The 26,385-nt window shown below is 65.2% G+C and carries 23 protein-coding genes; 6 read left to right on the top strand and 17 right to left on the bottom strand.

The genetic code is table 11. The features are described 5' to 3' along the window. Positions 1-124 precede the first annotated feature (124 nt). The 3 genes from FBZ93_RS32560 to FBZ93_RS32550 all read right to left on the bottom strand — a co-directional run bounded on the left by FBZ93_RS32560 (position 125) and on the right by FBZ93_RS32550 (position 3,663). Positions 125-1,039: a DMT family transporter gene (locus FBZ93_RS32560; protein WP_146991503.1), complete on the bottom strand. Its 915-nt coding sequence runs from the start codon at positions 1,037-1,039 to the stop codon at positions 125-127. A 199-nt stretch (positions 1,040-1,238) separates the two neighbouring features. Beyond that, complete coding sequence (locus tag FBZ93_RS32555) at positions 1,239-2,297, bottom strand: phosphotransferase family protein (protein ID WP_095735114.1); 1,059 nt, start codon at positions 2,295-2,297, stop codon at positions 1,239-1,241. A 133-nt stretch (positions 2,298-2,430) separates the two neighbouring features. Further along, positions 2,431-3,663: an acyl-CoA dehydrogenase family protein gene (locus tag FBZ93_RS32550; RefSeq protein WP_146991502.1), complete on the bottom strand. Its 1,233-nt coding sequence runs from the start codon at positions 3,661-3,663 to the stop codon at positions 2,431-2,433. Between the two features lie 304 nt (positions 3,664-3,967). Here FBZ93_RS32550 and FBZ93_RS32545 point away from each other — a divergent pair, with 304 nt between their 5' ends. Continuing rightward, positions 3,968-4,657, top strand: coding sequence for a TetR/AcrR family transcriptional regulator (locus FBZ93_RS32545; protein ID WP_146991501.1), 690 nt, complete (start codon positions 3,968-3,970; stop codon positions 4,655-4,657). Between the two features lie 9 nt (positions 4,658-4,666). Here the strand turns inward: FBZ93_RS32545 and FBZ93_RS32540 are convergent, their stop codons facing one another. Both FBZ93_RS32540 and FBZ93_RS32535 read right to left on the bottom strand, forming a co-directional pair. After that, entirely contained in the window at positions 4,667-5,062 is a 396-nt protein-coding gene (locus tag FBZ93_RS32540) for a RidA family protein (protein WP_167529319.1), read from the bottom strand. 237 nt (positions 5,063-5,299) lie between these two features. Then, a complete protein-coding gene (locus tag FBZ93_RS32535; protein ID WP_146991499.1) occupies positions 5,300-6,526 on the bottom strand; it encodes a CaiB/BaiF CoA transferase family protein in 1,227 nt (408 codons plus the stop codon). A 284-nt stretch (positions 6,527-6,810) separates the two neighbouring features. On the opposite strand from FBZ93_RS32535, the gene FBZ93_RS32530 reads away from it, so the two are divergent. Further along, positions 6,811-7,050 carry a hypothetical protein gene (locus FBZ93_RS32530; RefSeq protein WP_146991498.1) on the top strand — a complete coding sequence of 80 codons (240 nt, stop codon included), beginning with the start codon at positions 6,811-6,813 and terminating at the stop codon, positions 7,048-7,050. A gap of 101 nt (positions 7,051-7,151) precedes the next feature. On the opposite strand, the gene FBZ93_RS32525 is transcribed toward FBZ93_RS32530, so the two are convergent. Genes FBZ93_RS32525 through nirB form a run of 3 tightly spaced genes read right to left on the bottom strand, consistent with a single transcriptional unit; the run spans position 7,152 to position 12,599 of the window. Continuing rightward, entirely contained in the window at positions 7,152-9,818 is a 2,667-nt protein-coding gene (locus tag FBZ93_RS32525; RefSeq protein ID WP_146991497.1) for a nitrate reductase, read from the bottom strand. 10 nt (positions 9,819-9,828) lie between these two features. Continuing rightward, the gene (gene nirD, locus FBZ93_RS32520; RefSeq protein WP_146991496.1) at positions 9,829-10,158 is read right to left on the bottom strand and encodes a nitrite reductase small subunit NirD; all 330 of its coding nucleotides are present in this window, start codon (positions 10,156-10,158) and stop codon (positions 9,829-9,831) included. After that, on the bottom strand, positions 10,155-12,599 hold the full coding sequence (gene nirB / locus FBZ93_RS32515) for a nitrite reductase large subunit NirB (RefSeq protein WP_208764091.1): 2,445 nt from the start codon (positions 12,597-12,599) through the stop codon (positions 10,155-10,157). Before nirB ends, nirD begins: the two co-directional genes overlap by 4 nt. A 651-nt stretch (positions 12,600-13,250) precedes the next feature. On the opposite strand from nirB, the gene FBZ93_RS32510 reads away from it, so the two are divergent. Together FBZ93_RS32510 and FBZ93_RS32505 are read left to right on the top strand one after the other, a co-directional pair. After that, positions 13,251-14,510: an MFS transporter gene (locus FBZ93_RS32510; protein WP_146991494.1), complete on the top strand. Its 1,260-nt coding sequence runs from the start codon at positions 13,251-13,253 to the stop codon at positions 14,508-14,510. Between the two features lie 33 nt (positions 14,511-14,543). Beyond that, on the top strand, positions 14,544-16,271 hold the full coding sequence (locus FBZ93_RS32505; protein WP_246667745.1) for a bifunctional protein-serine/threonine kinase/phosphatase: 1,728 nt from the start codon (positions 14,544-14,546) through the stop codon (positions 16,269-16,271). A 17-nt stretch (positions 16,272-16,288) separates the two neighbouring features. On the opposite strand, the gene FBZ93_RS32500 is transcribed toward FBZ93_RS32505, so the two are convergent. The 6 genes from FBZ93_RS32500 to FBZ93_RS32475 form a co-directional block, all read right to left on the bottom strand. After that, positions 16,289-16,918 carry a hypothetical protein gene (locus FBZ93_RS32500; protein WP_146991493.1) on the bottom strand — a complete coding sequence of 210 codons (630 nt, stop codon included), beginning with the start codon at positions 16,916-16,918 and terminating at the stop codon, positions 16,289-16,291. Further along, positions 16,915-17,457, bottom strand: a complete 543-nt coding sequence (locus FBZ93_RS32495) for a c-type cytochrome (RefSeq protein WP_433995461.1) — start codon at positions 17,455-17,457, stop codon at positions 16,915-16,917. Before FBZ93_RS32495 ends, FBZ93_RS32500 begins: the two co-directional genes overlap by 4 nt. 68 nt (positions 17,458-17,525) lie before the next feature. Then, positions 17,526-19,298: a PQQ-dependent dehydrogenase, methanol/ethanol family gene (locus tag FBZ93_RS32490; protein WP_246667744.1), complete on the bottom strand. Its 1,773-nt coding sequence runs from the start codon at positions 19,296-19,298 to the stop codon at positions 17,526-17,528. Positions 19,299-19,420: 122 nt separating this feature from the next. Continuing rightward, complete coding sequence (locus tag FBZ93_RS32485) at positions 19,421-19,906, bottom strand: copper chaperone PCu(A)C (RefSeq protein WP_246667743.1); 486 nt, start codon at positions 19,904-19,906, stop codon at positions 19,421-19,423. A 410-nt stretch (positions 19,907-20,316) separates the two neighbouring features. Then, on the bottom strand, positions 20,317-22,101 hold the full coding sequence (locus FBZ93_RS32480; protein WP_146991492.1) for an EF-hand domain-containing protein: 1,785 nt from the start codon (positions 22,099-22,101) through the stop codon (positions 20,317-20,319). A gap of 46 nt (positions 22,102-22,147) precedes the next feature. Next, on the bottom strand, positions 22,148-22,855 hold the full coding sequence (locus FBZ93_RS32475) for an NUDIX hydrolase (RefSeq protein ID WP_146991491.1): 708 nt from the start codon (positions 22,853-22,855) through the stop codon (positions 22,148-22,150). A 183-nt stretch (positions 22,856-23,038) separates the two neighbouring features. Here FBZ93_RS32475 and FBZ93_RS32470 point away from each other — a divergent pair, with 183 nt between their 5' ends. Beyond that, positions 23,039-24,085, top strand: coding sequence for an SPFH domain-containing protein (locus tag FBZ93_RS32470; RefSeq protein ID WP_146991490.1), 1,047 nt, complete (start codon positions 23,039-23,041; stop codon positions 24,083-24,085). After that, complete coding sequence (locus FBZ93_RS32465) at positions 24,069-25,004, top strand: sugar kinase (RefSeq protein ID WP_146991489.1); 936 nt, start codon at positions 24,069-24,071, stop codon at positions 25,002-25,004. The genes FBZ93_RS32470 and FBZ93_RS32465 overlap by 17 nt, the downstream gene beginning before the upstream one ends. A 27-nt stretch (positions 25,005-25,031) precedes the next feature. Here FBZ93_RS32465 and FBZ93_RS32460 read toward each other — a convergent pair whose 3' ends face one another. The 3 genes from FBZ93_RS32460 to FBZ93_RS32450 form a co-directional block, all read right to left on the bottom strand. Next, on the bottom strand, positions 25,032-25,214 hold the full coding sequence (locus FBZ93_RS32460; RefSeq protein ID WP_050420832.1) for a hypothetical protein: 183 nt from the start codon (positions 25,212-25,214) through the stop codon (positions 25,032-25,034). Between the two features lie 94 nt (positions 25,215-25,308). Beyond that, positions 25,309-25,764, bottom strand: coding sequence for a cupin domain-containing protein (locus tag FBZ93_RS32455; protein WP_146991488.1), 456 nt, complete (start codon positions 25,762-25,764; stop codon positions 25,309-25,311). A gap of 96 nt (positions 25,765-25,860) precedes the next feature. Next, the gene (locus tag FBZ93_RS32450) at positions 25,861-26,376 is read right to left on the bottom strand and encodes a GNAT family N-acetyltransferase (RefSeq protein WP_146991487.1); all 516 of its coding nucleotides are present in this window, start codon (positions 26,374-26,376) and stop codon (positions 25,861-25,863) included. Between the last annotated feature and the right edge of the window lie 9 nt (positions 26,377-26,385).

The raw sequence follows: 26,385 nt of genomic DNA, 5'->3' as shown, positions 1-26,385 counted from the left end.
GCCAACGGGTCCGCGCAAGCGCGGCCCGATGATAAACTCCGCGAAACCCATCAATTCATATCCACGGCACGAAGCTGATGGGTATCGCTGCGCTCCACCCATCATCCTACGGATCTTGGATAGATCACAGCCCATCCGGCGGCAGGCCCGGCCCCGTCGCGGCCGGGCGGAGCTTATCGCGCTTGCGCTCGCGGTAGAAGGCGTAGAGGCCGGAGGCCACGATGATCGTGGCACCCGCTAGCATCGCGCCGTCGGGCTTGTGGCCGAAGGCGAGATAGCCGGTCAGCATCGCCCACAGCAGCGCGGTGTAGCGGAACGGCGCCACCGCCGAGATGTCGCCGGTGCGCAGCGACACGATGATGCATTGATAGCCGATCAGGATCAGCACCGCGGCGAAGGTGAGCAGGCCGAGCGCCTGACCGGACGGCGGCTTCCAGCCGCCGAGCGGCACCAGCACGGCGGCGCCCGCCGTCGTCACCGTCACGGTCGTCAGCAGCGTGATGAACACGGTCGGCAGGTTCTTCGGGATGCGCCGGGTCGCGAGATCGCGCACCGCGCAGAAGCCAACCGACGCCAGCGCCAGCAGCGCGGCCTGGCTAAAACCCTCCGCGCCGGGCCGGACGATCACCAGCACGCCGATGAAGCCGGCCGCGATCGCAAGCCAGCGCCGCCAGCCGACCGGCTCGCCGAACACCAACGCCGCACCCAGCGTGATGACCAGCGGCAGCGCTTGAAAAATCGCCGACGCGTTGGCGAGCGGAATCTGCGCGATCGCCGACAGATAAGTCAGCGTGCCGCCAATCTCGCCGATCACGCGCAATCCGACCGGCCAGATCAACAGCGCGCCAAAACTGCGCAGCGCATCGCGGTACCAGGCGAGTGCCGCAACCAGCACCATCGCGACCAGACCGCGGACCAGCAGGATCTCCCCGATATTGAGCTCCGCCGACACCGCCTTGGTGATGGTGTCGTTGACCGTGAAGCTGGCCATGGCCGCAGCCATGAACAGGCTGCCGCGAAGATTCGAGGAAAGGGGCAAAGTGAAAGTGTCCGATCAGGACGAGGGAGAGTGACCGGACTGACTTGCCAAAGCGGCGCAGCGAACTCAAGTCACAGATGACTACAGTGCGGAAACATGCCGCAGCGCGCGGCAGCGGTGGCTCCCTCGCCCCGCTCCTGCGGGGAGAGGTTAAAAGAGAAGCGGCGCGAACCCTGGGGGATCGCGCCGCGTTTTCGGATCAGATCGCGCCGGCCTTCTGCGCGTATTCCCATGACGCCTTCGACAGCGGCACGGTGCGCGCGGCCGACTCGAGGGCCTTGGCATTCGCGGCTGTGCCGTCGCGGACGCGGCCCGCAATGCCCTGCGTGATGCCGGCGAGGCGGAACAGATTGTAGGAGAAGTACCAATTGAGATCCGGCACGGCCATGCCGGTCACGTTGCAGTAGATCTGCGCGGCCTCGTCCTGGCTTGGAATGTTCAACGCCTTGAGGTCGGCATTGGCGAGGCCCGGCATGGTCCACTGCATCAACAGATAGGTGAAGTCGGCCATGGGATCGCCGAGCGTCGACAACTCCCAGTCGAGCACCGCCTGCACCCGCGGCTCGGTGGCGTGGAAGATCATGTTGTCGAGGCGATAGTCGCCGTGCACGACCGAGACGCGCTTCTGCTCCGGCACCGTCTTCGGCAACCACTCCGCGAGCTTCTCGAATTCCGGAATGTGCTGCGTCTCGGACGCACGGTACTGCTTGGTCCAGCGGTCGACCTGGCGCGCAAAATAATTTCCGGGCTTGCCGAAATCGCCGAGGCCGATCTTCTCGGGATCAAGGACATGCAGCTTCGCCAGCGTCTCGATCTTGCTGGTGAAGATCTTCCGCCGCGCGTCCGGCTCCTGGCTTGGCAAGGTCGGATCCCAGAACACCCGCCCCTCCTCCATCGACATGATGTAGAAGGCCGAGCCGATCACCGCATCGTCGGTGCACAGCGCGTAGGCTTTCGCGACCGGGAAATTCTGCTTGCCGAGCGCCGCGATGACGCGGAACTCGCGATCGACCGCATGCGCCGACGGCAACAATTTACCGAACGGACGGCGGCGCATCACGTAGTTGCGGCCGGGGGTTTCGAGCTTGTAGGTCGGGTTGGACTGGCCACCCTTGAACTGCAGGACCTTGAGCGGACCCTGATAGCCCTCGACGTGTTGCTTCATCCAGGCATCGAGGCTCGCCTCGTTGACGCGATGACGCTCCTCGACTTCCCGTGTTCCGGAAAATTCTTCGTCTTTCCTGACGCCGTCCGCCACGATGACGCTCCCTCAACTCAGTTTTTATGGAGCGCCATGCGGCGCTCCCTCAATCAGGCTGGCGCGCCAGCCTGATCTCGCTTTTCATTCTGAGCACGATGTGCGCGCGAACGCCATGCGTTCCGCATCATGCTCAGTGCGACGTGTTTGCATACTTCCGAACTTCCAGCCTGGCAATGGCGCGATTGTGCACCTCGTCCGGACCGTCGGCGAGACGGAGCGTGCGGATGTGGGCATAGGCCTTCGCGAGCCCGGCGTCGTCGGAGACGCCGCCGCCGCCAAACGCCTGGATCGCCTGGTCGATGATCTTCAGCGCCATGTTCGGAGCTGCGACCTTGATCATCGCGATCTCGGCCTGCGCGGTCTTGTTACCGACCTTGTCCATCATGTCGGCGGCCTTGAGGCACAGCAGGCGATTCATCTCGATATCGGTGCGGGCCTCGCCGATGCGCTGCTCCCAGACCGAGTGCTCGATGATCTTCTTGCCGAACGCAGTGCGCGAAGCGAGCCGCTTCACCATCTTCTCCAGCGCTTCCTCGGCCTGGCCGATGGTACGCATGCAGTGATGGATGCGGCCCGGGCCGAGACGGCCCTGCGCGATCTCGAAGCCGCGGCCCTCGCCGAGCAGGATGTTTTCCTTCGGCACGCGGACGTTCTCGAGCAGCACCTGGGCGTGGCCGTGCGGCGCATCGTCGAAGCCGAACACCGGCAGCATCTTCTCGACCTTGATGCCGGGGGTGTCGAGCGGCACCAGGATCTGCGACTGCTGCTGATGCTTGGCGGCGTTGAAATCGGTCTTGCCCATCAGGATCGCGATCTTGCAGCGGGGATCGCCGACGCCGGACGACCACCATTTGCGGCCGTTGATGACGTAGTGATCGCCGTCCTTCTCGATGCGGGTCTCGATGTTGGTGGCGTCAGACGAAGCCACCGCCGGCTCGGTCATCAGGAAGGCGGAGCGGATCTCGCCGTCCATCAGCGGGCGCAGCCATTTGCGCTTCTGCTCCTTGGTGCCGTAGCGGATGAACACTTCCATGTTGCCGGTATCGGGGGCGGAGCAGTTGAACACTTCCGACGCCCAGGAGATGTGGCCCATCTCTTCCGACAGCAGCGCGTATTCCAGGTTGGTCAGTCCCGCGCCGTGGAATTCATCATCCTCATGCGAGGACGGCGGCATGAACATGTTCCAGAGGCCTTCGGCCTTCGCCTTCTTCTTCAGGTCCTCGAGGACCGGGATCACCTTCCAGCGCGGGCCTTCGGCGTCCTGCTTCTCGTAGATCGGCACCGCCGGGCGGACATGCGTTTTCATGAAAGCCTGAACGCGCTCCAGCCACTCCTTCTGCTTCGGCGACATCGTGAAATCCATGGGACGCTCCTCGTTTCCTAGACTTGGGCTTTGAACTTCGGCCTTGGCCTTTTGGGCTGCTGCCTTTGTGGGCCTTGCCGTTTGGACCTTGCCCGTTTGGGCAACATTGTTGACCCCGCCTCCGCGGCTCGCAAGGGCGTTCGCGGAACAGGCGGCGGTGGTGTGCCAGAGTGCCGCCCCGCGATCAGCGGATTGACATTTCCGGCTCTTCAAACGATAGTTTCATACAAATGTTTGAAAAGCAACTCCCTGTCGTCTTCGTCGTTCCCCGGCGTGCCGCGGAATAACGGAAAGGCTCTCAGCCATGGCCAGCGACCAGACCCGATCCGCCATTCTCGCCGCCGCCGAGCGGCTCTATGCCGACCGCGGCTTCGGCGACGTCACGCTGCGCGACATCGTCGCGGAGGCGAACGTCAACCTCGCGGCGGTGAACTATCATTTCGGCTCCAAGGACGAATTGATCGCGGAGCTGTTCGTCACCCGCAGCATCCAGACCAACCGCGAGCGTCTCAATGAGTTGAAGGCGGCGGAGGAAGCCGGCGGCGGACGCGCCGCGATCGACGACATCATGCGCGCCCTCGTCGGCCCGACTTTGCGCGGCTGCCTCGGGCCTGACCGCGAGGGCTCGACCGCGGCGCGTTTCATGATCCGCGCCTCGATCGAATCCGTGCCGCCGATCCGCCGCATCAAGAATCGCGAAGTCGACCATCTGCGCAAATTCGCCGCCGCGATGCGCCGCGCGATGCCCGGCCGCGACGACACCGAATTGTATTGGGGCCTGCACTTCGCACTCGCGATGGCGCACCACACCATCCGCGAGAAGGAACGCCTGCTGCGGCTGTCCGAAGGCAAATGCGATCTCGACGACGTCCGCGCCATCATCGATCGCGTGGTCACGGTCTCGGTGATGGCACTGACCATGGGCGACGCGCCGAACAAGCCCGCCGCGCGGCCGGTCCTGGTCCACGGCCGCCTGACGCGGCAGGATTTGTGAGAGCTGCCCTCACACCATCGCGATGCAGTCGATCTCGATGTCGAAAGGTCCGGTCCATTCCGGGATGCAGACGAAGATCCGCGCCGGCAGATCATCTGCGAAGTATTTTCGATAGATTGTATTGAACGTCGCGAAGTGTTTAGCCGAGGTGCAGAAGATGTTGCACTTCATCACGTTGTCGAACGACGCGCCGGCCGCTTCAAGACACTGCTTGAGCTGCTCCATGACGAGCTCGCTCTGCCGCTCGATCGAGGCGCCGGCGGCGATCTCGCCGGTTTCCGGATCGAACGGCGGCAGGCCGGAGACGAACACCATGTTGCCGGCGCGCGTGACCGCCGACGCCGGCGCCTTCCAGCGCTCAAGCCAGCTGGAGATCGGTTCGACGCGGATCACTTCCCGTTTCATGATTGGCACCTTCGATGAGGGATCGATGGCGCCAATCTAGCAGGCCGGTGTCAATGATGCTTCGATATGGGTCGAAGTGTATCAGGAGCGACGCCGCTGTTGAACCGTCATCCTGAGGAGGCCGCGCGGCGGCCGTCTCGAAGGATCGACGGCCACCGGCCGGGCCGTTCATCCTTCGAGACGCGGCCAAGTGGCCGCTCCTCAGGATGACGGAACGGTGGACCGTAGTCGCCCGCCCTATAGGATCCCCTGCGCCTTCAGGCCTTCGACCTTGGCGTCGTCGTAGCCGATGGTCGCCAGCACGTCCTTGGTGTCGGCCCCGAGCAGCGGCGGGGCGCGGTAGTCGGTGATCGGGGTGCCCGAGAAGGTCAGCGCGTTGCGGATCAGCGACAGGTTCGGCTCGAAGGGGTGATCGACCTTGACCCGCATGCCGCGCGACTGCACGTGCGGATCGCTGAACACCTGCTCGAAATTGTTGATCGGGCCCGACGGCACGCCGGCCTCCTCGAGCTTTTCGAGCCAGTACGCGACCGGCTGCTTCAGGAACAGGCCGGCGAAGATCGCCATGATCTCCTTGCCGTGCACGACGCGGTCGTTGTTCTTGACGAAGCGCTTGTCGTTGGCGAGTTCGGGTTCGCCGAGCACGGCGCAGGTGCGCTGGAACTGGCCGTCATTGCCGACCACCAGCATCAGCTCGCCGTCGGTGCAGCGGAACACGCCGGCCGGCATGCCGCCATTGCCCCAGGTGCCGCGGCGCGGCGGCATGTTGCCGTTGACGAGGTAGATCTGCAGCCAGTGCGACAGCGAGGCGATCACGGTGTCGAACAGGCAGACGTCGACATGCTGCCCTTCCCCGTTGTTGGCGTCGCGATGGTACAGCGCCGACAGGATCCCGATCGAGGTGTTCATGCCGGTCATGTAGTCGACGATCGAGGGGCCGACCTTCATCGGGCCCGCGCCGGGCTCGCCGTCGATATGGCCGGTCACGCTCATCAGGCCGCCCATCGCCTGCAGGATGGCGTCATAGCCGGCGCGCGTGGCGTAGGGCCCGGTCTGGCCGAAGCCGGTGACCGAGCAATAGATGATGCCGGGATTGATCTTCTTGATCGTCTCGTAGTCGAGGCCGTAGCGCTTGAGGTCGCCGACCTTGTAGTTCTCCATCATCACGTCGACCGACTTGGCGAGCTCGCGGATGATCGCCTGCCCTTCCGGCTTGGCGATGTTGACGGTGACGGACTTCTTGTTGCGGTTGGCGCAGAGGTAGAACGAATTGTTGTTGTTCGCCTTGCCTTCGGGATCGCTGAGATAGGGCGGGCCAAAGGCGCGGGCGTCGTCGCCGCCGCCGGGCCGCTCGATCTTGATCACCTCGGCGCCGAGATCCGCCAGCATCTGGGCCGACAGCGGGCCCGCGAGCACCCGCGTCAGGTCGAGAATCTTGATGCCCGAAAGTGGCAGAGCCGACATGAAGCATTCCTCCGATATCTTGCTAAATCTTGATTATCCGATGCCGGACCGCGTCCTAGCGATGTCTTTCGGCGCCAGAGCTTGCCGATACACCATTTTGCTGCCGCGAGCACTGCATTGTCGGCATGAAGCCATCCGCGGGCGGCCTATGTGCGGCGCACCGGTCGAGCCCCGGGGAACCCGTCGCGGGAATCGGGCCGATTGCCGCCACGCGAAATTGTGAACGGGCCTGACACCAATTTGCCCCAGCGTCAGCGGTATTTTACCGCGACGAGGAGGACACCATGCGGACGATCACGACGGTCGGGCTGCTGCTGACGCTGGTTGCGGCCGCCACGCCGCCGGTGGATGCGCGTGACCACGGCCATGACCGCTTGCACGGCATGCATGCCGGCGGCGCACATCACGGCGGCGGATTGGCCTCCGACAAGCGGCACAGCGACGACGCCTACACCAAGGCGTCGTCCGACGAGGAGGACCGCCTACTCAACACCAGGCTGAAGAGCATCTGCCGCGGCTGCTAGCGCGTGATCCGGAAAGGCGCGAAGCGGTTTTTCCTCGCGACAAACGCGACGCGCTTGCGCGGAGATCATGCTCAAGGAGGCATCGCGCCGATTGCGGGACTTCAGGACGCGATCGCCGCCTGCCGCGGCTGCGCGGTGGCGCCGATCAGCTTGCCGATTTCGGGCTTGCAGCCGCCGCAATTGGTGCCGGCTTTGAGGCAACGGCCGATCGCATCGACGCTGTCGGCGCCCTTCTTGATCTCGGCGGTGATCTGGTGCCGTCCGATGCTGAAGCAGGAGCAGACGATCGGACCGACATCCTCGCCCGCGCCGAACGGGCGTCCCGCCAGCAGCGCCATCCGAGCATTGGCGGATAGTTGCTGCTCGGCGAACAGCCCGGTGAGCCAGGCCCGCGACGGCAGCGTGTGATCGGGCGCGATGAACACGCAGCCTTCGAGCCGGCCCTCGCGCACCGCCGCGTAGCGAAAGCGGCCCGCCGCCGGATCGCGGTAAGCGATCCATTCGATTTCGACACCTTCGAGCCCGAGCTGCGCCCTCGCCCAGTCGCGCCAGCTCTCCGGGCGAACGTCGAGCGCAAGCTCCAGCCGCGTGCAGTCGCCGGCCTTGCCGTAGACCCAATAGCCCGACGCCGGACGCTTGATCGCATCGCGGCTCAGGATGAAGGCGTGCCATTTCGGCGCGTAAGGATCGGCCTTGACCGGCGTGTGCTTGGATTCCGGCTGACCCGAGAGCGGATCGACCGCGGGATTGACCAGCGCGTTGACGCGGCCCTCGCCAGCGAACTCCTCGTTCCAGTGCATCGGCACGAACACGCAGCCGCGGCGCTGGTCGGCGCTGACCACGACGCGCGCGATCATCTCACCCCAGTTGCTCGTCAGCCGCACCAATCCTTCGTTTTGCAGGCCGGCCTGCCGCGCATCTTCGGGATGAAACTCGGCATAGGGCTCGAACACATGCGACAGCAGCCGCCCGGTCTTCCCGGTCCGGGTCATGGTGTGCCACTGATCCCTGACGCGGCCGGTGTTGAGCACCAGCGGATAGTCGCGGCTGGTGGCATGGCGCGCCGCGCGCGGCGCAACCGGCACGAAGCGCGCCTTGCGGTCGGGCGTGAAGAATGTCTGGCTCTCGAACATCCGCGGCGTGCCGGCCGGATGCTCTGACGTCACCGGCCACTGCACCGGCGCCAGCGCGTCATAGGCGCCGTCGTCCAGCGCAGCCAGCGCCGAGATATCGAAGTCGCGCCGGCCGTTATTCTCGAAGCCCGACAGTTCGGCGTGCTCGCGGAACACCTCCGCGGCTGACGCGTAGTCGAAGCCGGAATATCCCATCCGGGTGGCGACGTCGCAGATGATGCGCCAGTCGGCGCGCGCCTCGCCCGGCGCGGCAAGGAACGGCCGCTGCCGCGAGATCCGGCGCTCGGAATTCGTGACCGTACCATCCTTCTCGCCCCACGCCAGCGCCGGCAGCAGCACGTCGGCATGGTGCGTGGTGTCGGTGTCGCGCATGCAATCCGTCACCACCACGAGCTCGCACGCGTCGAGCGCCGCACGGGCGCGATCGGCGTCGGGCAGGCTCACCACCGGATTGGTCGAGATGATCCACACCGCCTTGATGCGGCCGTCGGCGATCGCATCGAACATGTCGACCGCCTTCAGCCCGGCCTTCTCCGCAATCACCGGCGCGCGCCAGAACCGCTGCACCAGCCCGCGATGCGCCGGATTCTCGATCTCCATATGCGCGGCAAGCTGATTGGCGAGCCCGCCGACCTCCCGGCCGCCCATCGCGTTGGGCTGCCCGGTGAGCGAGAACGGCCCCATGCCGGGACGGCCGATCCGCCCGGTCAACAGATGGCAGTTGATGATGGCGTTGACCTTGTCGACGCCGCTCGACGACTGGTTGATGCCCTGCGAATACAACGTGACGACGCGCTCGGTCCGGGTGAACCAGTCGAAGAACAGGCCGACCGCGCCTTCGGTCAGGCCGCAGGTCGCAGCCGTCTGCGCCACGGTCTGGCCGCCCACCTGCTTCAGCGCGTCGACGACCCCTGTCGTGCAATTGCCGACAAAGCTGCGATCCACCGCATTGCTGCCGGCGAGGAATGCGAACAGCCCGTTGAACAGCACGGAATCGCTGCCCGAGCGCAGCGGCAGATGCAGATCGGCGCCCTCGCAGGTCGCGGTGCGGCGCGGATCGATCACCACGATCTTGCACGCCGGGTTCTTCTCCTTGGCCGCCAGCATGCGCTGGTGCAGGATCGGATGACACCAGGCGGCGTTGGAGCCGACCAGCACCAGAAGATCCGCCTGCTCGAGATCCTCGTAGCAGCCCGGCACAGTGTCGCTGCCGAACGCGCGCTTGTGCCCCACGACGCTGGACGCCATGCACAGTCGCGAATTGGTGTCGATATTGGCGGTGCCGACAAAGCCCTTGGCGAGCTTGTTGATGACGTAATAGTCCTCGGTCAGCAGTTGTCCGGAGACATAGAACGCGACCGCGTCGGGCCCGTGCTCGCGAATGACGCGGCTGAAGCCATCGGCAACGCGATCGAGCGCGTCGTCCCACGCAGCCGGCGCGCCGTCGACGACAGGCTCGAGCAGGCGTCCGTCGAGATCGATGGTCTCGGCGAGCGCCGAGCCCTTGCTGCAGAGCCGGCCGAAATTGGCCGGGTGCTGCTTGTCGCCCTCGACTCGTACGGCGCCCGCCGCGTCCTTCGACGCGATGACGCCACAGCCGACACCGCAATAAGGACACGTGGTCTTGACGGGCATTGCCTGACGCTCAGCTCACCGCAGCCGCCTGCCGCACCGACAACCAGACAATGCCGTTCTCGACCTTGGCCGGATGGGTATGGGTGCAGCCTTCGTCGGGCGCGACCGCCTGGCCACTGGCCAGCTCGATGACGAAATTATGCAGCGGGCAGGTGACGCGCTTGTTGTGCACGATGCCCTGCGACAGCGGCCCGCCCTTGTGCGGGCAGCGGTCGTCGAGCGCAAACACCTCGTCGCTCTCGGTGCGGAACACCGCGATATTGCCGCCCGGCGTGCGCACAACGCGCGAGCCGAGCCGCGGAATGTCGTCGAGTGCGCCGATTTCGATCCAGCTGGTCATGCGAGCTCCAATTCGGCGAGAGGCGCGAACTCATTGCGGTCGACCCCGCGGCTGGCGCGCTCGGCCCACGGGTCGGTCTGCGCGAACTGCTGCGAATAGGCGAAGCGGGCGAACAGCGCCTTGCGGTTCGCGACGTCGTCGACCACCCGCTTCCTGATCTGCTCGAGACCGACGCGGTCGCACCATTTGTACATGCGCTCGAGATACCAGCCCTCTTCGCGATAGAGCTGGGTCAGCGCCACGATCACCTCGAGCGTCTCGTCCTCGGTCTCGACCTTGGTCAGGAACTCGGTGCCCTTGATGTGCAGCCCGGCGGCGCCGGCGAAATGGATCTCGTAACCGGAATCGACGCAGACCACGCCGACGTCCTTGCAGGTCGCCTCCGCGCAGTTGCGCGGGCAGCCGGAGACTCCGAGCTTGACCTTGGCCGGTGTCCATGAACCCCACATGAACTTCTCGAGCTTGACGCCGAGGCCGGTGGAATCCTGGGTGCCGAAGCGGCACCATTCGGAGCCGACGCAGGTCTTCACCGTGCGCAAGCCCTTGGCGTAGGCGTGGCCCGACACCATGCCGGCGTCGTTGAGATCGGCCCACACCGCCGGCAGATCCTCCTTCTTGACGCCGAGCAGGTCGATGCGCTGGCCGCCGGTGACCTTCACCGTCGGGATGTTGAACTTCTCGGCGACGTCGGCGATGGCGCGCAGCTCGCTCGGCGTGGTGACGCCGCCCCACATCCGCGGCACCACCGAATAGGTGCCGTCCTTCTGGATGTTGGCATGGACGCGCTCGTTGATGAAGCGCGATTGCTGGTCGTCGCGGTATTCGCCCGGCCAGGTCGCGAGCAGATAATAATTCAGCGCCGGGCGGCAAGAATGGCAGCCGTTCAGCGTCTTCCACTCCATGAAGCGCATCACGGCGGGAATGGTCTTCAGCTGCTGCTCGACGATGACGCGGCGGACGTCGTCATGGCTGTGATCGGTGCATTTGCACAGCGGCTTGACCTTCGGCGCCGCCGAATAGTCGCCGCCGAGCGTGAATGCCAGCACCTGCTCGACGAGGCCAGTGCAGGAGCCGCAGGACGACGACGCCTTGGTATGGGCGCGGACGTCGTCGAGCGTGAACAGCTTCTTCTCGGAGATCGCCTTGACGATCGCGCCCTTGCAGACGCCGTTGCAACCGCAGATCTCGGTCTCGTCGCTCATCGCGGCAACCGAGTTCTGGCCGCTGACGCCGCCCTCGCCCAGATTGGCGGCACCGAACACCAGGCGCTCGCGCATATGCGAGACGTCGGTGCCGTCGCGCAGATGCTGGAAGTACCAGGGGCCGTCGATGGTGTCGCCATAGAGCACGGCGCCGACGATCTTCTTGTCCTTCAGGATGATGCGCTTGTAGACGCCGCGGTTGGCGTCCTGCAGCACGATCTCCTCCTTGTCCGGGCCCGGCGCGAAGTCGCCGGCCGAGAACAGGTCGATGCCGGTGACCTTCAGCTTGGTCGAGGTGACCGAGCCGTCATAGGTGGCAAAGCCCTTCATCGCGAGATGGTTGGCGCAGACCTTGGCCTGGTCGAACAGCGGCGCCACGAGGCCGTAGGTCTGGCGGCGGTGCTGCACGCATTCGCCGACCGCGTAGATACGGCCGTCATAGGTCTGCATGGTGTCGGAGACGACGATGCCGCGCTCGCAGTAGAGCCCGGCCTTCTTGGCGAGCTCGAAGTTCGGGCGGATGCCTACTGCCATCACGACGAGATCGGCCGGCAGCTCGGTGCCGTCGCCGAAACGCACGCCGGTGACGCGGTCCTCGCCCAGGATCGCCTGGGTCTGCGCCGGCATCTTGAACACCATGCCGCGCTCTTCCAGCGACTTGCGCAACAGGCCGCCGGCCACCGGGTCGAGCTGACGCTCCATCAAGGTGTCGAGCAGATGCACGACCGTGACGTTCATGCCGCGCTTCATCAACCCGTTGGCGGCTTCGAGGCCCAAGAGGCCGCCGCCGATCACGACCGCGTTGCGATAGTCGGTCGAGGCCTTGATCATGCGATCGACATCATAGATGTCGCGGAAGCCGATCACGCCCGGCAGCTCCTTGCCCGGCAGCGGCAGCATGATCGGGTTCGAGCCCGTCGCGACCAGCAGGCGGTCATACGGCACGCGCTCGCCTGCCTCGGTGACGACTTCGCAGGTCCGGCGATCGATCATGCTGATCGTCTCGCCCTTGCGCAGCGTGATGTTGTTGTCTTCGTACCAGTCGACGGTGTTGAGCATGATGTCGTCGACGGTCTTCTCGCCGGCGAGCACCGGCGACAGCAGGATGCGGTTGTAATTGCCGTACGGCTCGGAGCCGAACACCGTGATGTCGTAGAGATCGGGGGCGCGCTCGAGCAGCGCCTCGACCGTGCGGATACCGGCCATCCCGTTGCCGATCACCACGAGCTTCTGCTTGATCACCTTGTCGAGCATGGTCTGCCTTTCAATTCCGACGGCGATGCCCAGCGACGCGGCGTGCGTCGTTGATCGACACCGATAAAGGTTGGATTTGTAGGAAGCCCATCCGCGGGCGCAGACCGTCCTCAATGACGATCGATGTTCCGTTAATGATTGGTATTCAAAACGCGTGCCAACTCGCGGCGGACGAATCCAGCAGCAAAATCAATTGGTTTTCGAGCACACCGAATCAGCCGGGCGGCCTGTCGCGCAGGCGGCAGGCCGAATTTTTAGCCACGGCGATGATCTCTTGTGCAGCACAGCATCAGCGCCCGCGATGGCGATCGCGAAGGCGCTATCGATGCGCTGGCGCATGCCGATGACGCGTCGCACAAGAAAGCATCAGCGTGCGCGTTTGCGCGCCGCCACTTGCTGCAAGCCACGCCAATTCCGATCACGGAATCCGGTTCGCGATCTCGCCGCAACGCCTTGCGACTGCAAGGCAAAGCGACGCGAACGATTCGATGGCACGCAAATTGCTGACCTCATCTCCTGACGGAGCGCGTCTCAACGACGAGCGCGCTCACACATTCACCCACATTAGATTGGTCTGCGCCCGGGATAGTCGCGCTTGTGCGACTGCCTCCGCCGCATCAACGCGAGACGCTTGCGATGAAGCTAGCCGAGTTCAAGAAGGCAGGTCACTGGCCGACACTGCTTGCCGCGTTCCTCTACTTCGACATCAGCTTCATGGCGTGGGTCGCGCTCGGACCGCTGATCGTCTACATCGCGCGCGACATGAATCTGGCCGTGAACGAGAAGTTCACTTTGGTCGCCATTCCCGTGCTCGCCGGCGCCCTGCTGCGCGTGCCGATGGGCATTCTCGCCGACATCATCGGCGCCAAGCGCACCGGCATCATCGCCCAGCTTGTCGTGATCGCCGCGACCGCGGCGGTCTGGCATTTCGGGCTGACCAGCAAGCTCGCGATCGAGCTGTTCGGGCTTGCGCTCGGCGTCGGCGGCGCCTCGTTCGCGGTCGCCCTGCCCCAGGCGAGCCGCTGGTATCCGCCGCAGTATCAGGGCGTGGTGATGGGGATCGCCGGCGCCGGCAATATGGGCGTCGTGCTCGACACGCTGCTTGCGCCATCCATTGCAGAACATTGGGGCTGGCAGGCCGTGTTCGGCTGCCTGCTGATTCCGATGCTGATGGTGCTCGCCTATTACGCATTCGCAGCCAAGGACGCGCCGGGCGAGCGCAAGAAGATCTCGCTGAAGGCCTATGGCGCGCTGCTGAAGGATTCCGACAGCCGCTGGTTCATGTTCTTCTACTTCATCACCTTCGGCGGCTTCGTCGGGCTCGCCAACGCGCTGCCGCTCTATTTCACCGTGCAGTATCATGTCTCCGGCGTCGCGGCCGGCATGCTGGTCGCGCTGATCGTCGCCTTCGGCTCGGGATTCCGCCCCGTCGGCGGCATGATTGCCGACCGCATCGGCGGCATCCGCTCGCTCTCGATCCTGTTCGGCGTCGTTGTCGCCGCCTATGTCGTGATCGCCTTCATGCCCGAAGGCCCAGCGGCGGCGACGCCGGGCGGCTGGGCGCTGACCGAGCTTCCGCGCATCGCCTGGATTTCGGTGCTGCTGTTCTCGATCGGCGTGCTGGCGCTCGGCATGGGCAATGGCGCGGTGTTCCAGCTGATTCCGCTGCGCTTCCGTCACGAGATCGGCCTGATGACCGGCTTAGTCGGTTGCGCCGGCGGCATCGGCGGCTTCTTCCTCGCCCAGACCCTCGGCTATGCCAAGGGCATGACCGGCGGCTTCGGCGCCGGCTTCCTGTTCTTCGGCGCGCTGGCGTTGCTTGGCTTCATCGGACTTGCGATGGTCAAGGTCCGCTGGCGCACCACCTGGGGCGCGGTGTCGGGAGCGCGCGTCTGACGGCCCGCTCCCTCGGGAGAGGATAGCTCGGACGTGGCGAACGGCGCGCAACGGCATTTGCAGCGAGACCTGCAAAGGGATCTCGGCGTTCGCTTAGGCTTCGCCAGCGAGACCGGCAAGCGCGCCGCCAATGAGGACTATGTCGCGGCCTGCCTCGGCCAGCCGGGCACGCTTCACCGCGATGTCGTGGCCGCGGTCGCCGACGGCGTCGGCGGCCACAAGGGCGGACGCGAGGCCGCGGAGGTCGCGGTCCGCAGCTTCATCGACGCTTATTATTCGCTACCGGAGACGCTCGGCGTCCGCCGCCGCGCCGCGCGGGCGCTGGAAGCCGCCAACAGCTGGATCTATGGCCAGGGCCGCGTCGATGCCGCACGCAGCGGCATGGCTTGCGCGTTCTCCTCGATCATCCTGTCGCGGCGGCAATGCCATGTGATCCATATCGGCGACACCCGGGCTTACCGCCTGAGCGAGGGACGGCTGGAGCGCCTGACGCAGGACCATATCGCCGGTCGCGGCGACCTCGCGCATATGCTGAACCGCGCCATCGGTTTCGAGGAGTTCGCCCGCTTCGACTACACGTCGGTCGGGCTCCGGCAACATGATCGCCTGCTGATCTGCAGCGACGGGGTTCACGGCGCGCTCGGCGATCCCCGCCTCCAGCAACTGCTGGAAGAGCGCACGCCGCCCGACGAATCGGCGCGCAGCATCGTCGATGCCGCGCTTGCGGCCGGCAGCAGCGACAACACGACAGCGCTGGTGCTCGACATCGTCGACCTGCCGCCGGCGGATCGCGACGATCTTACGCATGCGATCGCGACGCTGCCGATCCTCGATCTGCCTGACAGCGGCGACACCGTCGACGATTTCGTGCTCTCTGATGTGCTGTCCGACGGACGCTACAGCCGTCTGTTCAAGGCGACCGACAAGCGTGCCGGCCGCGACGTCGTGTTGAAATTTCCGCATCCGCGGGTCGCGAGCGAGGGCTCCTACCGCCTCGCCTTCGTGCGCGAGGCGTGGGTCGCCGCGCGCGTGCGCAGCCTCTGGATCGGCGAGATCATCGAGGTGCCGGCGGAGCGGCAGACCCGGCTCTATTCGGCGATGCCGCTCTATGAGGGCGAAACGCTGGAGCAGCGGCTCAACCGCGCGCCGCGGCTGTCGCTCACCGAGGGCATCGCGATTGCGACCAAGCTGGTGCGCGCGGTCACGGCGCTGCACCGCGCCGGCATCATCCATCGCGACATCAAGCCCGACAACGTCATCCTTTCGAAGGATGGCGGGTTGCGCCTGGTCGACCTCGGCGTCGCGCGCGTGCCGCTGCTGGAGGATTTTCCGGCCGAGGACATTCCGGGCACCGCGAGCTACATGGCGCCCGAACTGTTCGGCGGCAAGGCCGGCGACGAGGCCTCCGACCTGTTCGCGCTCGGCGTCACGGTCTACCGGATGTTCACCGCGAACTATCCGTTCGGCGAGATCGAGCCGTTCTCGCGGCCGCGCTTCGGCAAGCCGGCGCCGCTGTCACGCTATCGCCCGGACCTGCCGGCCTGGCTCGATGCCGTGATCGGCAAGGCGCTCAGCGTCGAGCCCGCGCAACGCTTCGGCGACGTCATCGAGTTCGCGCACGAACTGGAGAACGGCGCGACCTGGGCCGGCCCCGCCGTCACCACCCGCAAATCGCTGCACGACCGCGATCCCGTGACCTTCTGGAAGGTGCTGTGCGCGATCCTCGCTTTGGTCATTGTGGTGCTGCTGGCGCGGCACTAAGCCGGCTCGACGCAGGCTCAAGACCCGGCGCGGCGGATCGTGATCCTGCTCTCGTCGGTCATGTCCTTGAGCTCCTTGTTCGGCTCGCGATAGAGATGACGCTCGATCTCGACCGTCCGGCCGTCGATCGTCTTTGTGCACTTCTCGTCGACAAAGACGCCGCCGACCTCCAGTCTGTCGGCGCCCGGTTTCGCTTCCGAGCAGGTCCAGCCGTCCTCGCCGTAGCGCGACTTCGCCTGCAGGCCGAGCAGGAACGCTTTCTTGCGCAGATAGAGCCGTGCCTTCGGGTCGGTCTCGATCGTCAGCGCGGCGATCCTGGCGTCCTTGTCGATCATCACGGTCAGGATCGCCGGATGGCCGGCGACCATGGTGCCTTCCCGCGCAGTCTCGCGATCATACTCGAAGCGAATGCCGCGCAACTGGTCCGGCCCTTCCGGGCAACTCGACCACTGCGCCCATTCCGCCAATCTATGGGTGGTCTTCTCGTCGGCGCAGGTCAGGTTGATGTAGCCCGCGTCGGGCACGCTTGATATCGCCATGCCGACATTGATGTCGCGCAGGTCTCCCGCGGTCGCCATCGCCGGCACGGCCGCTGCGACTGACGCGGCGAAAACGAACCCGCGGATCGCCGATCTCTGCTTGCTCATGGCTTTGCCTTCTCGCTTGGGTCGGACGGCGCGGCGGCGTGGCCGGTCTCCTTGTAGATGTTGCAGACGCGCGAGCCGTCGCCGAAGAAGGCGATGCACTCGTCATAATTCGGCTCACCCTTGCCCTTGACGTGGGCGAGCACGTAATCCGCGACGGCCTCGATCTCGTTCGGCCGCAGGAACACGTTGGCCTCAGGCGGCATCCGGTCCGCGACATCCTGCCGGGCCATCTCGTAGCATTTCGTGGTGTCATAGGAGCCGCGCACAAAGAACGGCATGCCGGTGCCCGGCCGCCCGCACGTCACGGTCTCGATGATCTGTTCCTTGGTCAGCTCGGTCTTGCGCAGCGACAGCGCGTCGCCGCCATAGCCGCCGCCGCCATTGCCGTGCCATTTGTGGCAGCCGACGCAGTTGCCGCGCTTGAACACCGCCTTGCCCGCATCGGTCGGATCGCTCGCCGACTGCGCATGCGCCGTGCCTGCAAATCCCATCACCAGCGCGCAGCCGAGCCACGCGCCAACCAGCCAGTTGTGCTTCATTTGTTTTTGTTTCTCTGAACCAAAATTACGCGGGAGGCCTCTCGCCGAAGCCTCCCGCGCGTGCGACGTCAAAGGGCGAACACGTAGAGCATCGAGCCCGGCTGCATCCGCTTCAGCTCGGGCGTGGCATCGATGAACCACTTGTCCCAGGCACCGCCGAGGCCGACCAGGACCGCGACATACTGCTTGCCGTCGACCGAGAACGTCATCGGGGGCGCGTTGAGGCCGCCACCGGTGTTGAACTCCCACAGCTTCTGCAACGACTTCGCGTCATAGGCGATCAGCTCGCCGGACGGCTGTCCGGAGAACACGAGGTCAGGCGTCGCCAGGATGCCGCCGAGGTTCGGGAACTGGGTCTCCGCCTTCCCTGCCACCTTGCCGGTGGTGACGTCGATCGCGGTCACGCTGCCGGTGATCTTGACCGGCTGGCTCGGCCCGCCGCCGGTGAAGAACTCGCGCGCCTTGACCTTGTCCGGCGTCATCTCCTCGACCTTGATATGGTTGCAGCTCTCGATCACCGGAATGTACCAGAGCTTCAGGTTCGGATTGTACGCGGTCGGCGGCCAGTTCTTGCCGCCCATGTTGCCGGGGCAGATGTCCGTTTCCTTGTTGGTGCGGCTCGGCGTGACCGAGGCGTTGTACTTCTGCACGCCCTGCTTCGGATCATATTCCACCGGCTTGCCGGACTCGGGATCGAGACCCTTGGTCCAGGTCACCTTCTTGACGAAGGGCAGACCCCAGACGAACTTGCCGCTGTTGCGATCGACCGCATAGGCAAAGCCGTTGCGGTCGGCCTCGAGCGCGAGCTTCAGCGTCGTGTTGTTCGGACCGGGGACGTCGACCAGCACATTCTCCGCCACGCTGTCATAGTCGTAGGGATCGTTCGGCGTGTGCTGGTAGTGCCACTTGATCTTGCCGGTGTCGGCATCGAGACCAAGCGACGAGTCGGTATAGAGATTGTCGCCGGGCCGGTATTCATTGTCCCAGTCCGGTCCGGGATTGCCGACGCCCCACACGATCGTGTTGGTCGAGGGGTCGTAGCTGCCGGTGACCCAGGTCGAACCACCGCCGCTCGCCTTGGCGTTCTTGTCGTCCTTCCAGGTCTCGGCACCCGGCTCGTCCTTGCCGGGAATCGTGTGGGTGCGCCAGACTTCCTTCTGGCTGTTCAGGTCGGTCGCGGCGATCCAGCCGCGAATGCCGTATTCCGCACCGGCTACGCCCGATATCGCCTTGTCCTTGACGATCAGCGGAGCACCGGTGATCACTTCGCCCTTGTCGGGATCGGCGACCTGACGCTGCCAGGCGACCTGCCCGGTCTCCTTGTTGGTCGCGATCAGACGGCCGTCGAGCGTGTGCGAGATGACGAGGTTGTTCCACAACGCGACGCCCCGATTGTCGACACCGCAGCAGGCGACCGCGCCGGCCCAGTCGTGGTCGGTCTTGGGATCCATCTTCCAGACCAGCACGCCTTTGCCGCCATGTGCATCGATCTTGTAGACCGAGCCCCAGCCGTCGGTGACGTACATGAATCCGTTCTCGACGATCGGAGTTCCCTCCAGGCCGCCATGCGCCCAGATTCCGCCGCCCTCGACGCCGCCGAGATGCATGGTCCAGGCGACCTTCAGATTCTTGATGTTGTCCTTGTTGATATCCGCCAGCGACGAGAAGCGGGTCGCCGAATAGTTCTTGTGATGGTGCAGCCAGTTGCCTGCTTCCTTGTCAGCATTGAGCAGACGGTCCTGACTGACATCCTCGGCGAGCGCGAACGAGCCCGCGAAGGTCGCAGCGGATGCTACCGCCGCTGCGAGCATGTGCGACTTAACCCAATTCAACCTTGTCATAGGTGCATTTCCTCCGGATCTAGCATTCTTCATTGATCGAACCGCCCGTCACACACGGACGATCTCGCGAGAAGCCTTGAGTCCCGGCGAGTGATCGTTCGCACCCGCCGCATTCCGTGTGGTCACTTCTGGACCGTTACCTCCGTCTCGATGGTTCCAGCCTTCTGAAAGACGACCGCGCATTTGAACGTCTCGCCCGGCGTGAGCGCCTGACGCAACTGCAGCAGCATGACGTGATAGCCGTCACGCTTGAGCTCGAGCGTCCCCTTTGCCGGCACTGGTATATTGGATATCGAACGCATCGCCGGTGCGCCTTCACCGCGGTCGACAATGTGACGCTCGGAGAAATTCGCGACCGGACAACGGACGCGCAGCAATGCGTCGGCGCTGTCGGCCTCGTTCCTGATCGTCATCGTCAAGGGAAGGTCTCCGCCCTCTTTGTCGACCGCCGGCACGCGCGCATCCGAAATCTGCAAGGACTCGTTCGCGGCGGCGTTGTGCATTACTCCGAACGTGCTGATCAGGCAGAATAATGGCAACGCGGTCCATGAGTTGCACTTAAGGTTTCTGCGCGCAACAGCGCAATGCAACCCCCGCTCGAACGGCATCAAGTTCTCTCCCGACATGATTTTTGCCGCATTGTTTCACGCTTCATCGTGCGCTGCCAGCAATACATCGAGAACGCTGCTTCAATGCAAATTTCGGCACGCATGGCGGCCATGCTGCCTTCTTGTACTTGAGTGCTCTCGATAAGCTGGCGCCGCTAGAGCGCGACGCAACACATGCCGCACTGCGTCAGGTGATCGGCACCGCAGCGATCGACGCCCGCTGTGCGATCCGTATCAAGATGTTTCGCTCGGGTTGCCGCCGAAGCGGGCATCGCGCCGCGGCTTCATTATGCCAATGAGACATCGCGCGTCGCAGAGGCAAGCCGCGGCGGCCAAGCACGTGCTCGGCAAAAAGTTCGTCGCCTTGTTTCTCACTGATGTCGCGACGCCGGGCTTCGATCTCGGCGCAACTAGCTGCAATTCGCGCGCGAGCCGCTGATCGGTTTCATCTCCGGTTCCGAAAGCACACAGGTCGCGCTCAAATCGCCGTCCGGCGGCGGCACCTGGGACGGCAGAGTAAAGGTGCCCTGCACGCCGGCAGGAAGCCTGAGCTTCTTTGAAATCCTGAACTTGTTCGGCATCGTGAATGGCTTGAAGTCGCCATCGTTGATCCGAATGCCGCGGCTCATCCCGGTGACCATGAGCGCGCCGGCGTCGACCAGTTCCGCAAGCCCCGCGCGGCCCGGCAGCACGGAGTAGTGGCTGACCGGATGCGCCGAGACCACCGCCTCCGGCTCGATCTGCGCGATCCCTGCCGGGTATGCCTCCCGCACGTCGCGCCACAATAACTCGCCAAGGCCTTCCTTCGGCAACTGGATCGCGTTGCGAACCGGGCGGTCGGCAAAATGCCGCGCGGCCGGAACACGGAAGGTCCCCGCACGCTGCTCGCCGCCGCTCTCATCCACGGCGCGCCCGAGCAGCAGGGCTGCGATCTCCTCGGCACTGCCGTCCTTCATCGTCGCCTCAGTCGCCGGCACCAGACATCCGGTGTGCGCGGTGAAATGCACCTTTTCGCGCGGCACGCCGATGACGCCGACCAGCGGCTTGCCACCGCGTTGCGGTGCCGTGCCGTTGACGGCCGCGAACCGCTGCAACCGCGCGTCACCCGACTTGTCGATCGACACGTCCGCATCGGCCGCAACGCCGGCGATCCGTTCGGTCGCCCCGACGATGTCCCAGATCATCGCGCCGCCACTCGCCAGCGCGAGATAGATCGGCTCGGGTCCTGGCGCGATCTCAACGGTCGTCACATAGGTCACCTGATCCTGGGTGCCGATCCAGGCGTTCGACAGCGCCCTGGCCTCTTGCGCGCCGAGCAGCACGATACGAGCATCGCGCGGCGGGGCCGGCACATCGCACCCCGCCACGGCGGCCTGTTGCCGCTGCTTGCGCAGTTCGACCTCGCGAGCGCGTTGCGTTGCCAGGCGGGCCTCATTGGCGCGCTTGCCGAAATCCGCGAATTCAGCGGCCGAAATGCGACCATCGCGATCCCCATCGACCGCATCGAATTGCTGGCGTATCGCAGCCTCATATTCCGCCAGCGAGACAGCGCCATCACCGTTCGCATCGAGTGTCATCGGGACATACTGGGTCCCGTTTTGCCGCCAGCCGGTGCTGGCCTGGTCCGCCTGCCGTTGCGCTTCCTGCTGAATTTCGGCGGCACTGATCACGCCATCGCGGTCGGCATCCGGCTTGAGCGCGTCGCTGACCAGCCGGTCGAGCTGGAGCCTCGTCTGTTCCGGCGTTGACTCGAGCTGCACGCCGTTGGAATGGATCATCTGCCGCGCCCGCGGCTGCATCACCGCGGTGATCTCGGCCTTGGTGACAGCTCCGTCACCGTCGAGGTCGTAGAGCAGAATCTGCGAGATGAACTGCGACCGCCGCTGCGCCGCCATGATCTTGCGCAGATCGTCGACGCCTTGCGCGGTGACGCCGCGCTCGTCCGGATTGCTCTGATAGAACGCCATCAGCATCTGCGACCTGACCTGCTCCCAGGTCACGTCCGCGCGCATGACGCCGCTCATCCGGTTAACGATCCATTCAGTGTTGGCACAGGCCGGCGCGGCCAACACGCCAAGACACAGCGCCGAAGCGCCCAGAAGACGAACCAACTGCAACCGCATCGCGCACTCCACTATTCCAGGTTGAACGGTGTGGCGCAGACGAATTAAATTTGCTGTCCCCGATTGTTTCAAATTGTTTGGATTGCCAGACGCAGCGCGGAGCCGCGCGTCGCGAACCTCATCCCGGCGGATTGAACGTCCGTGCAAAGAACACCGGCGCTCTCGCCTTCTTCAACCGGTAGAGCTGGGCCGGCCGGTTCGGGCCCCTGCGCATCCTGGCGACCGGCTCGATCAGGTCGGCGGCGAGCATGCGGGTGCGGAAGGCGCTCTTCTCCAGCGGACGATCGAGCACGATCTCAAAAGTCCGCTGCAATTCCGGCAGCGTGAATTCCGGCGGCATCAGATAGGCGGGCAGCGAGGTGTACTCGACCTTGCTGCGCAGGCGCTGCACCGCCGCCTGCAGGATCTCGGCATGGTCGAAGGCAAGCTTTGGCCGCACCTTCTCGCCCTCGACCGCGAACCACTGCGCATCCGCGGCGAGCGTGCCGCCGGCGGCGTGCTCCGGCAGCAATGCGAAGTAGGCATGCGTCGCAGACCAGCCGCGCGGATCCCGCGTGGCACTGCCCCAGCTGCCGAGCTGCTCCAGATACGGACTGACGACGCCGGTCTTGTCCTTCAGCTTGCGCGCGGCGCAGGCTTCGAGGTCACGGTCGCCGGCGATATCGACGAAACCGCCGGGCAGCGCCCAAGCCCCTGGAAACGGCTCGGTTTCCGCTCTTGGCCGTTGAACCAGCAGGACCTGAAGCGCGTCTGACCTGATGGCGAAAATGACGACGTCGACCGTCGTCAGCGGCCGCGGAAAGTCGAGTTCCGGTTTCTCGGGCATGCTCTCCCCGCTCTTCAGAGCTTTTGGTCAAGACACGTTTTCTTCACGCGAACCGGCGTCCACTTCGCTCGAAAACGCTCCGGTGGCGCGAACCTTTTCACGTCCCGGCTTGACAATAACATACTTAGTTGTACAGTCCAACTAGCTTAGTTGCTCAGACACACTTACTCGGGAGTGCACACCATGTTCGGTCTCCGCTTCATCAAGGCCCAGCCGACCACCTACCTCATGAAATACCGCGGCGGCGCGGTGACCCAGCAGGGCGCCGGCCTGTCCGGCTTCTACTATGGACCGGTCACCTCGCTGGTCGCGGTGCCGATCGGCAGCCGCGACACCGCCTTCATCTTCCAGCAGATCGCGCGCGACTTTCAGGCGCTGACCATTCAGGGCCATGTCACCTACCGGATCAGCGAGCCGCAAAAGGCTGCCGCGATGCTCAACTTCACCCTCAAGGCCGACGGCGAGACCTACGAGTCCGACGACCCGGAAAAGCTGCCGCAGCGGATTCTGGCGACCGTCGAGGTGCTGGCGCAACAGGCGGTGAAGGAGCTGACCTTGAAGGAGGCGCTGCAAGCCTCCGATCGCATCGCCGGCCTGATCGAAGGCGGACTGCGCGGCCGCGCCGATATCGCTTCCCTCGGCCTCGAAATCCTCGGCGTCTCGATCCGCGGCGTGAAGCCGACGCCCGACACCGCCAAGGCGCTGGAGGCCGAGGCGCGCGAGGCGATCCTCAAGAGCGCGGACGAAGCGATCTTCGCGCGGCGCAACTTTGCCGTGGAGCAGGAACGCGCCATCCGCGAGAGCGAGCTCGACACCGAGATCGCGGTCGAGCAGAAGAAGCGCTCGATCCGGGAGACCCAGATGGACGCCGAGGCGAGCGTCGCGGCCAAGCAGGCCGAGCTGCGCGAGGCCGGCATGGTCGCCGACATCACATTGGAGAGCAAGCGCAAGGATTTCGTCGGCCTCAACGCCGAGAATACCCGCACGCTGGCGGATGCCGAGGCCTATCGGGTCGGCGCGCTGATGAAGATCTTCGAGGGTGTCGACACCCGCGTGATCCAGGCACTGGCCGCAGCCGGCATGCAGCCGGGACAGCTGATCGCGCAGGCCTTCAGCGGGATCGCCGAAAAGGCGGAGAAGATCGGCCAGCTCAACGTCTCGCCCGATCTGCTCAACACGCTCTTGGAGAAGCCCGCCGCCGTGGAGGCCGCCCGTGCCCGCCGACAATGACCGCAAGATCGTCCTCGTCACCCGCAAGACGCGGCTCGAGGAGCTGATCGCAAAATACCTGACAGCGGCACAGGCGCGCTTCTATGTCGAGCATCTCGGCGCCGACTTCTCCGACTACCAGCGCGAGCACGACGTCTACCAGGCCGAGCGCCGCGTCACCGTGCAGGCACTGGAGCAATGGGGCCGCTACCAGATCATCGATCGGAGTTTCCTGCCGAACTTCATCTTCGGCCCGTCCGACATCGTGGTGGCGCTCGGCCAGGACGGCGTCGTCGCCAACACGATGAAGTATCTCGACGGCCATCCGCTGATCGGGCTCAACCCGGATGCCAAGCGCTATGACGGCATCCTGTTGCCCTTCGTGCCGCGCGACCTCCCTGCCCTGCTGCGCGAGGTTGCTTCCGACAGACGCGGCCACAAGGCGGTGACGATGGCCAAGGCCGCGCTGACCAACGGCCAGGTGCTGTATGCGGTCAACGACCTCTTCATCGGCGCGCGCACGCATACCTCGGCGGTCTACGAGATCGCGCTCGCCGAGCAGAAGGAACGGCAGTCCTCGAGCGGCCTGATCGTCGCGACCGGGCTCGGCTCGACCGCCTGGTTCAAGAGCATCGTCACCGGCTCGCTCGCGATCGCCGGCGCCTTCGGTGGCGGCGCCGGCAGCCCGCCCTATCTGCCGCAGGCCTGGGACGCCGGCGCGCTGCGCTTTGCGGTGCGTGAGCCGTTTCCGAGCCGGACCTCGCAGGTCACGCTGGTCTGCGGCAGCCTCGATCGTGCCGAGCACCTCAGCGTGCGCTCGCTGATGCCGGAGAACGGCGTGATCTTCAGCGACGGCATCGAGGCCGACCGGCTCGATTTCAATTCGGGGACGGAAGCGAAGATCACGGTCGCCGATCGCGAAGGACGGCTGGTGGTGTGAGGCTGCCGCGCTCTCCGGCCGCGCAACTCACTGCGGCACGGGATGCAGCCTTGCCAGCTGATCGAGCGACAGGCCCGCTTCGCGGTCGCTCAGGGGAAAACGGACGATGATGTCCTGGCGCGCGAGCTGCCCCCACAGCGCGTCCGACGACCATTTCTGCGGCTCAGGCCCGCGCGGACCGTCGATCCAGATGAAATACCATTCCGTCATGGCACGCGACCGATGCTCCCTCACCGGAAGATTGGTCCTTCGCGGGCCAATCCGCAACGCCGGATTTCGCGCCGGTCGGCTAGCGGATCAAGGTCTACTCGTAGGGCCGGCCGTCCTTATGCAGGAAGCGGCCGTCCGAGCTCGGGCTCATCATGTCGATGTCGGAGCAGGTGATGACGTCGGCGCGCGAGCGCGAGCCGACCTCGAGATAGGTGGCCGTCATCTGCGACCTGTTGATCATGTGATGCCCGTTGCCGGAATTTTTCGGAAACGCCGCGCAATCGCCGGCGCGCAGCACCGTCTCGCCGCCGTCCTCGATCAGCACCACTTCGCCCGCCAGCACATAGACGAATTCGTCTTCGTCGGAGTGCCAGTGGCGCTGGCTCGACCAATTGCCCGGCGGCAACCGCATCAGATTGACGCCGAAATCGCCGAGCCCGCCGGCCTCACCGAGGCGCTGCCGCACCCGCTCGGCACATGGCGCGGCGAATTCGGCCGGATAGCCGGTCCCCTTGCGTTCCGGCACTTTTGTCAGATCGATCTTCGGCATGGCGACTTCCTGGCGATGTGGCGAGCGAGCGTTTCTCGGCTGTGTCCATAGCTAGCGCGATCGCCCGTCGGAAATGTGTCGCTTGATTTGCGGCCGTCAGCTCCGCTCGACCAGATCCTTCGCCATCAGGATGTCGTCATGGTAGCGGCCGTCGATCTTCAGCGCGTGCTTCTCCAGCCCGTACTCGACAAACCCCATGCTCTGATAGAGCCGAAAGGCCGGCTCGTTGCCTTTCACCACGACGAGTTGCACCAGCTCGACCGATTGTGCAGCGAGCTCGAGCGCGGCTTCGACCAGCCGCCGGCCGATCCCTGCGCGCCGCCCCTGCTGCCGCACATACATGCCGACCAGCATGCCCTTGTGCTGCCGCTTCGGCCCATCCGCCACAATGAAGCCGACAATGCCGGCGAGTTCACCGCCCCGGAACGCGCCGAGGATCACCGCCCCGCGATCCAGCCTCTCCGCGAACAGGCCGACGGGATGCGCGCTCTCCGTCTCATATGCGCTGCCGAACGCCTCTGGGCTCAAGCGGAGCGCTTCGAGACGGATGTCGCGATAAAGCGAGGCGTCCGCGGGCAAGAGGCGTCGTATCTCGATGGAGCTTGTCGTCATTCCGTGTCC

Source organism: Bradyrhizobium macuxiense (genome assembly GCF_007993935.1).
GTDB classification, from domain to species: domain Bacteria; phylum Pseudomonadota; class Alphaproteobacteria; order Rhizobiales; family Xanthobacteraceae; genus Bradyrhizobium; species Bradyrhizobium macuxiense_A.
This window is presented reverse-complemented; position numbering and strand designations above follow the sequence as displayed.

Excerpts from the sequence above, each read along its gene's own strand:
- nirD (WP_146991496.1), bottom strand. The coding sequence starts at position 10,158 with ATGACCAGCTGGATCGAAATCGGCGCACTCGACGACATTCCGCGGCTC.
- FBZ93_RS32475 (WP_146991491.1), bottom strand. The coding sequence starts at position 22,855 with ATGCCCGAGAAACCGGAACTCGACTTTCCGCGGCCGCTGACGACGGTC.
- FBZ93_RS32545 (WP_146991501.1), top strand. The coding sequence starts at position 3,968 with ATGGCCAGCGACCAGACCCGATCCGCCATTCTCGCCGCCGCCGAGCGG.
- FBZ93_RS32455 (WP_146991488.1), bottom strand. The coding sequence starts at position 25,764 with ATGCCGAAGATCGATCTGACAAAAGTGCCGGAACGCAAGGGGACCGGC.
- FBZ93_RS32470 (WP_146991490.1), top strand. The coding sequence starts at position 23,039 with ATGTTCGGTCTCCGCTTCATCAAGGCCCAGCCGACCACCTACCTCATG.
- FBZ93_RS32450 (WP_146991487.1), bottom strand. The coding sequence starts at position 26,376 with ATGACGACAAGCTCCATCGAGATACGACGCCTCTTGCCCGCGGACGCC.
- FBZ93_RS32490 (WP_246667744.1), bottom strand. The coding sequence starts at position 19,298 with ATGACAAGGTTGAATTGGGTTAAGTCGCACATGCTCGCAGCGGCGGTA.
- FBZ93_RS32540 (WP_167529319.1), bottom strand. The coding sequence starts at position 5,062 with ATGAAACGGGAAGTGATCCGCGTCGAACCGATCTCCAGCTGGCTTGAG.
- FBZ93_RS32530 (WP_146991498.1), top strand. The coding sequence starts at position 6,811 with ATGCGGACGATCACGACGGTCGGGCTGCTGCTGACGCTGGTTGCGGCC.
- FBZ93_RS32495 (WP_433995461.1), bottom strand. The coding sequence starts at position 17,457 with ATGAAGCACAACTGGCTGGTTGGCGCGTGGCTCGGCTGCGCGCTGGTG.
- FBZ93_RS32550 (WP_146991502.1), bottom strand. The coding sequence starts at position 3,663 with ATGGATTTCACGATGTCGCCGAAGCAGAAGGAGTGGCTGGAGCGCGTT.
- FBZ93_RS32525 (WP_146991497.1), bottom strand. The coding sequence starts at position 9,818 with ATGCCCGTCAAGACCACGTGTCCTTATTGCGGTGTCGGCTGTGGCGTC.
- FBZ93_RS32535 (WP_146991499.1), bottom strand. The coding sequence starts at position 6,526 with ATGTCGGCTCTGCCACTTTCGGGCATCAAGATTCTCGACCTGACGCGG.
- FBZ93_RS32460 (WP_050420832.1), bottom strand. The coding sequence starts at position 25,214 with ATGACGGAATGGTATTTCATCTGGATCGACGGTCCGCGCGGGCCTGAG.
- FBZ93_RS32485 (WP_246667743.1), bottom strand. The coding sequence starts at position 19,906 with ATGCCGTTCGAGCGGGGGTTGCATTGCGCTGTTGCGCGCAGAAACCTT.
- FBZ93_RS32500 (WP_146991493.1), bottom strand. The coding sequence starts at position 16,918 with ATGAGCAAGCAGAGATCGGCGATCCGCGGGTTCGTTTTCGCCGCGTCA.
- FBZ93_RS32510 (WP_146991494.1), top strand. The coding sequence starts at position 13,251 with ATGAAGCTAGCCGAGTTCAAGAAGGCAGGTCACTGGCCGACACTGCTT.